This is a genomic window from Luedemannella flava (assembly GCF_039528515.1).
In the GTDB taxonomy this organism is placed as follows: domain Bacteria; phylum Actinomycetota; class Actinomycetes; order Mycobacteriales; family Micromonosporaceae; genus Luedemannella; species Luedemannella flava.
The window spans coordinates 1-6,324 of record NZ_BAAALT010000091.1 but is presented as its reverse complement, the minus strand read 5'-3'; the positions used below and the strand labels follow the sequence as shown (position 1 = coordinate 6,324).

Annotated in this window: 5 protein-coding genes; 4 read left to right on the top strand and 1 reads right to left on the bottom strand. The window is 70.3% G+C overall.

All coding sequences use genetic code 11. The features are described from left to right. The coding region (locus ABD211_RS16580) for a glycoside hydrolase family 6 protein (RefSeq protein WP_344132048.1) at nt 1–1,333 on the top strand (1,333 nt) is incomplete at its 5' end. A gap of 34 nt (nt 1,334–1,367) precedes the next feature. Here ABD211_RS16580 and ABD211_RS16575 read toward each other — a convergent pair. Continuing rightward, complete coding sequence (locus ABD211_RS16575; protein ID WP_344132045.1) at nt 1,368–3,086, bottom strand: hypothetical protein; 1,719 nt, start codon at nt 3,084–3,086, stop codon at nt 1,368–1,370. Nucleotides 3,087–3,198: 112 nt separating this feature from the next. On the opposite strand from ABD211_RS16575, the gene ABD211_RS16570 reads away from it, so the two are divergent. The 3 genes from ABD211_RS16570 to ABD211_RS16560 form a co-directional block, all read left to right on the top strand. After that, nucleotides 3,199–3,867, top strand: a complete 669-nt coding sequence (locus tag ABD211_RS16570) for a methyltransferase family protein (RefSeq protein WP_344132042.1) — start codon at nt 3,199–3,201, stop codon at nt 3,865–3,867. A 36-nt stretch (nt 3,868–3,903) separates the two neighbouring features. Continuing rightward, nucleotides 3,904–5,394 carry a M1 family metallopeptidase gene (locus tag ABD211_RS16565; protein ID WP_344132039.1) on the top strand — a complete coding sequence of 497 codons (1,491 nt, stop codon included), beginning with the start codon at nt 3,904–3,906 and terminating at the stop codon, nt 5,392–5,394. A 383-nt stretch (nt 5,395–5,777) separates the two neighbouring features. Continuing rightward, nucleotides 5,778–6,324, top strand: a 547-nt coding sequence (locus ABD211_RS16560) for a cellulose binding domain-containing protein (protein WP_425560428.1), incomplete at its 3' end; no start/stop codon positions are given.

Here is a 6,324-nt window from a genome sequence, read left to right as displayed (position 1 = left end):
GGTCGACTCGCTGCCGAACCTGGTGACGAACACCAACCTGACCGCCTGCGCCACGATGAAGTCCAACGGCGGCTACGTCGACGGCATCGCCTACGCGCTGAACAAGCTCGGCGCGTACAGCAACGTCTACAACTACGTCGACGCGGCGCACCACGGCTGGATCGGCTGGGACACCAACGCCGGTCCGACGGCCGACCTGATGTACTCCACCGCCGTGAAGTCCGGCTCCGTGAACAACGTCGCCGGCTTCATCACCAACACGGCCAACTACTCCGCGCTGACCGAGCCGTACGTGAAGATCACCGACACGGTGAACGGCACGTCGGTCCGCCAGGCGAAGTGGATCGACTGGAACCAGTATGTCGACGAGCTGACCTTCGCGCAGGCCTTCCGCAACACGCTGGTCAGCAAGGGCTTCCCGTCGAGCATCGGTATGATCATCGACACCAGCCGTAACGGTTGGGGTGGCTCGGCCCGTCCGACGGGCCCCGGTCCTACCACGTCGGTGGACGCCTACGTCAACGGTGGTCGTATCGACCGGCGTATCCACGCGGGCAACTGGTGCAACCAGTCGGGTGCGGGTCTCGGTGAGCGGCCGACCGCCGCGCCGGCCTCCGGTATCGACGCCTACGTGTGGATCAAGCCGCCGGGCGAGTCCGACGGGTCCTCGTCGCTGATCCCGAACAACGACAACAAGGGCTTCGACCGGATGTGCGACCCGACCTACACCGGTAACGAGCGCAACGGCAACAGCATGACCGGCGCCCTGCCCAACGCCCCGATCTCGGGTTCGTGGTTCTCGGCCCAGTTCCGTGAGCTCATGGCCAACGCCTACCCGCCGCTCGACGGCACGGTGCCGACCAGCAGCGTGCCGACCAGCCGGCCGCCGGTGACCACCGCCGGGCCGACCACCGCTGGTCCGACGACGGCTGGTCCGACGACGGCTGGTCCGACGACGGCCGGGCCGACCACGGCCGGGCCGACCACGCGGGGACCGGTGACCAGCCGTCCGCCGGTCACGTCCGGTCCGCCGCCGTCCGGGACCTGCTCGGCGACCTACAGGGTGATCAACGCCTGGCCGGGCGGTTTCCAGGGTGAGGTCACCGTGAAGGCCGGCTCGTCGCCCATCACGAGCTGGCGGGCGACCTGGACGCTGCCCAGCGGCCAGAGCATCACCCAGCTGTGGAGCGGTCAGCTGAGCACGAGCGGCTCGAACGTGACAGTGACGAACGCGTCCTGGAACGGTTCGATCGCGGCCAACGGCACCACCACGTTCGGATTCCTCGGCACCGGCGGCGACGCCACCGCCGTGCCAACGGTGAACTGCGCATAGCTCACCCGGATCCGCACCTTCGCCGTCAGTCGGGTCAGCGGGTGCGCTCCTCGTGGCGGACGCCGGTGGTCGACCTGAGTGTGCTGAAAAGGTCGCGGACTCCGGTCAGGCGCTCGTTCCAGGCCGGTTCGAGAAGGGCCAGACAGGTGACGACGGCCCACGCGACGCAGAACGCGACCACCGCGCCGCCGACGACACCGTCAAGGTGGATGCCGAGTTGGCGTGCCACGTACACGCCGAGCAGCGGCACGGCGGCGACCACGAGGGAGCGCGCGACGTGTGCCAGGCGCCGGAAGCGCTGCGGCACACTCTCGGCCAACGGCGGATCCGCCGGCAGTTCGTCGTACCGGCCGGTGACCAGTGCGGCGGCGCTGGCGGCGAGCTTGCCGCGCAGCACGAGGTGGGTGTCCTGGCGGGGCAGGGCCACCCACACGCTCAGGGCGTCGATGCTCCGGCCGGCAACGCGGCACCGGTCGGCGAACGTCTGCCGCGCCGGGCCGTTGCCCAGCGGAATGGTACGCGGCAGGCCACGCTCGACCGCTCGACTGGCACGCTGTAGCCGGCGGATCGCGATGATCTTCGTGTCCGGGTCGGCCAGGGACAGCTCGCCGCGCAGCATGGTGAAGACGTAGATCAGGTCGGTCTGGGCAGCGAGCTGCGGGTCGGCCAGCCAGATCCGCTGTGACCACCAGTTCATCACGCGCGGCGCTACGGCGTCCGCGAGCACGATCGGGAACAGCACGGTGCCGGCGAACAGCAGTCCCAGCGGCATCGTGCCCACGACGTGGTCGGCCAGGGCCGGCCAGCCGCCCTGGGTGTCGTTGATCAGGAATTCCCCGTATGCCCGCGCCTGCTCCCAGCCATCCCAGGACCACGCGTACCCGGAGCCGAGGCAGGCGCCGATCCCTCCGCAGGCGACGATGAACCGCACCTTCTCCGAAGCCGAGAAGGTCGTCACGAGCCGGTCCGCCAGGGCCAGTGCGCCACGTACGGCCAGGGCCCATGCCATCGGCAGCATGCCCGCGGCGAGGAGGGCCGTATCCGGGCTCCACAACTCCTGGGTCGTTCCAACCAGCAGGCTCAGCACCTGCATCACCAGCGCGGCGAGGATCAGGAACGTCCCGATGGTGGCCGTCAGCCGACGGAACCGCACGGGAACGGCGAACCCGCCGGCCAGGCAGACGATCCCCGCCGCGGTGATCGCCACCGTGGCGATGTCGTAACTGCCGTGGGGGACGGTCCAGTCCAGCGGGTGGCGCTGCCACCGCACCGTGCACCATCGCGCCGCGCCGATCGCCACCGGCACGATGAGGGCGAGCACGGTCAGAAACCGCAACAGGGCGAAGGCGGCACCGATGCGGATCCGCGCCCGCGCGATCCGTATGCCGCATCGGGACGACCTGCGCAACGATCGGGTGAGCAGGCGGGCGAACGCCGGGTTGCCCTTCGCCGCGTGGGTGTCGGGCAGCGCCTTCATGATGGCGGCCCGAACCCGGGGGATGGCCCGCAGGTCATTCGCATGCCGGGTGAGGAGGCGGTGGTGCAGTTCGCGTCGCCGGAGGCCGAGGTCGTCGCGGACGTTCCCGACAATGCGTACCCACGGCACGACGGCAGCCCGCCACACGAGGAGCACCATGTGGTACCGCCACCACAGTGGGTTGCGGAAGCCGTCCTTTGTGTGCTCCTCGACGAGGGCGGCGAGCCGGTCGTCTGGTTCCGCGGTTCCGCTATCCGGTTCGGCGGCGAGTGTCACCGGACCAGGGTAGTGGCGGATCGGAACGGGACGGCGCGGTTGACGTCGTTGCGACCCGCGGTGTGGTGGAGTGACCTGGTAGCCCGCACCGACATATGGCGAAGGTACAGATATGCGGACTGGTCCGAAAACCGCGGTGTCGTCGCTGGCGGGCATGGTCTGCCTGGGGCTGCTGCTCTTCGTCCCGGCAGGGACGTTCGACTACTGGCAGGCATGGGTCTTTATCGGCACCGTCACCGTTGTGACGGCGGGCCCGAGTGTCTACCTGGTGGTCAGGGACCCCGCCGCGATCGAGCGGCGGATGAAGGTCGGGCAGGAGACGCGGCCGGTGCAGCGGGTGCTCGTCTTCGCGTTCCTTGTGCTCATGCCGGCGCTGCTGGTGTTCTGCGCACTCGATCACCGTTTCGGCTGGTCCTCGGTCCCGACCGTGCTGGTGCTGATCGCGGACGCGGTGGTGGCGGCCGGCTTGGTGATCACGATGGTCGTCGTCCTGCAGAACCGCTTCGCGGCTGCCAACATCGCGGTGTACGCGGGACAGAAGCTCGTCTCCACCGGCCTGTATGGAATCATCCGGCACCCGATGTATGCCGGGGCGCTGATCATGACTATCGGCATCCCGGTCGCCCTCGACTCCTGGTGGGGGCTGGTCGCCGTTGTTCCGGCCACCGTGATTCTGGTCCTGCGCATCCTCGACGAGGAGAAGGCGCTCGGGCAGGACCTGGACGGCTACCGCGAGTACGTGCGCGAGACGCGCTTCCGACTGGTGCCCTACGTCTGGTAGCGGTTGCGGTTCGGGTCGCTGTGGCAGAATGCGGCGATGGCGCCGGAAGCCGCACGGCCGCCGCTGCGGATGATGGCCGCCGCGCTCGTTCTCATCGCGGCCGTGGCCGGGTGCTCGGCCGGTGACCCACCCCGGGTCGTCCCGACCGGGTCGGCCGGGTCATCGGGTCCGCCGGTGAGCGCACCGGCGACGCCCGACGTGCCGCCGGACCCCTACGCCGCGGGTCTGTCCCGCCCGGTCGCCGACAAGCTCTACCCGGGCTACGGCAACGCCTCGCTCGACGTGCTGCACTACGGACTGGACCTGGCCTGGGCGCCCGGGTCGCGGACCCTCACCGGCACCGCCACCATCACGCTCCGCGCGGTCACGGCGGTGCCCCGGATCTCGTTGGACTTCTCCCGCGCGTACGCGCTGGACCAGGTCAGTGTGGATGGTGCGCGCGTCGGCGCGAAGCGCAGCGGTCACAAGCTCGTGCTCGCCAGGGCCCTGCCCGCCGGGGCGCGGGCGACGCTGGTCGTTGGCTATCACGGCAGCCCGCGGCCCGAGTCGATGCCCGGCTGGAGCGGATGGACCGGCAACGGCATGGGCCTGCGCGCCATGGGCAACGGTGAGGCGTGGTCGATCCAGCAGCCGGTCGGCGCGTTCACCTGGTATCCCGTCAACGACCACCCGTCCGACGAGGCGCTCTACGACATCGCCGTCACCGTGCCGAAGGGCTGGACCGGCATCGCCACCGGCCAGTTGGTGGGGTCGGAGCCGCGCGGGTCGCGGACCACATGGCGCTGGCGGGCCACCGATCCCGCCGCCAGCTACGCCACGACTCTGGTGATCGGGCGGTACGAGAAGCTCACCGCCGCCGGCCCGGGCGGCGTGCCGGTCACGGTGTGGCTGCGCGCCGGCGCCGACAACGGCCAGCGGCAGCTCGTCAAGCGGCTGCCAAAGGTGCTGCGGTGGCTCGCCGACCGGTTCGGGCCCTACCCCTTCCCGTCCGCCGGCGTGGTCGTGGTCGACAGCGGCTCGGCCATGGAGACCCAGCAGATGATCACTATCGGAAGCCGGTCGAGTGGCGGCGAGTCGCTGCTGCTGCACGAGGTGAGCCACGAGTGGTTCGGCAACGCGGTCACGCCCCGGGACTGGGCGGCGATCTGGCTCAGTGAGGGCATCGCCACCTGGATCCAGGGCGAGTGGGCCATCGACCAGGGCGGGGCCAGCCGGCGAGGGGTGGTGAGCGGCTGGCGGGCCGAGGACCGGGCGGCGCGCACCACGGCGGGACCACCCGGCCGGCCGCGCGCGGGACACTTCGGCGCCCGCAACGTTTACGCCAGCCCCGCCTTGATGCTGCACGAGATCCGGTCCACCATCGGCGCGACGGCGTTTGAGCGGCTGCTGCGGGACTGGGTGCAGACGCAGCGCAACCAGTCGGTGGACCGGGAGACCTTCGTCCGGTTCGTCAACGCGCACACCGGCCGGGACCTGAGCGCGTTGATTAACACGTGGCTGGACGCGGCGTCGACGCCCGCCGCCTGAGCGGGTCTGGAAGTTCCGGGCGGTAGCCCGACATTTTCGAGGACTCCGCGGTGACTGGCCAAAGAACACAAATTCGCGTGGAGAAGCGGTTCCCCCAGCGCACCGGATCGGGGGAACTTTCGGAAACCGAAACTTACACGGCGCGCGAACGGCGGGCCGGATGCGGTTCGCCGGGGTCGCGGCCGCGCCGCACCGGGGACTTTCGACGCGTTGACGTGGCCTCCCCGCCCGCATAACGATCGGGCCTCCGGACCGAAGACATTCGCGGGAGCCGATGCGGCCCGGGTATCCGAGGGGCGCGGCCGCCGGGCACAGCCGCGAACCCTCGTCATCCGTCCGATTCTTGGAGGACACCTATGCGACTGAGTCGCAGGTGGTCCCGGGTGGCGCTGACCGTCACGGTCGTCGCCGCCGCAGGAACCGCCGTCGCCACCACCATCTCCGCCAACGCCGCCGCCGGCTGCCAGGTCACCTACACGGTGAGCAGTCAGTGGCCGGGCGGGTTCGGTGCCAATGTGAGCGTTAACAACCTGGGTGACCCGATCACCAGTTGGAGCCTCACCTGGTCGTTCGCCGCCGGGCAGACGATCACCCAGCTGTGGAACGGGACCCACACCCAGTCGGGGTCGCAGGTCACGGTCACGAACGCCAGCTACAACGGCAGCATCCCGACGGGCGGCAGCCAGTCGTTCGGGTTCAACGGCGCGTTCTCGAGCTCGAACCCGGCGCCGACCAGCTTCGCTCTCAACGGGGTCGCCTGCACCGGCGGCGTCACCAACCCGACCTCGGCCGCCCCGGTGACGACGCGGCCGCCGGTGACGTCCGCGGCACCGACCACCAGGCCGCCGGTCACGAGCCGTCCGCCGGTGACCTCGTCGGGGCCGACGGCCTCGTGTTCGTTGCCGTCGTCGTACCGGTGGTCGTCGACGG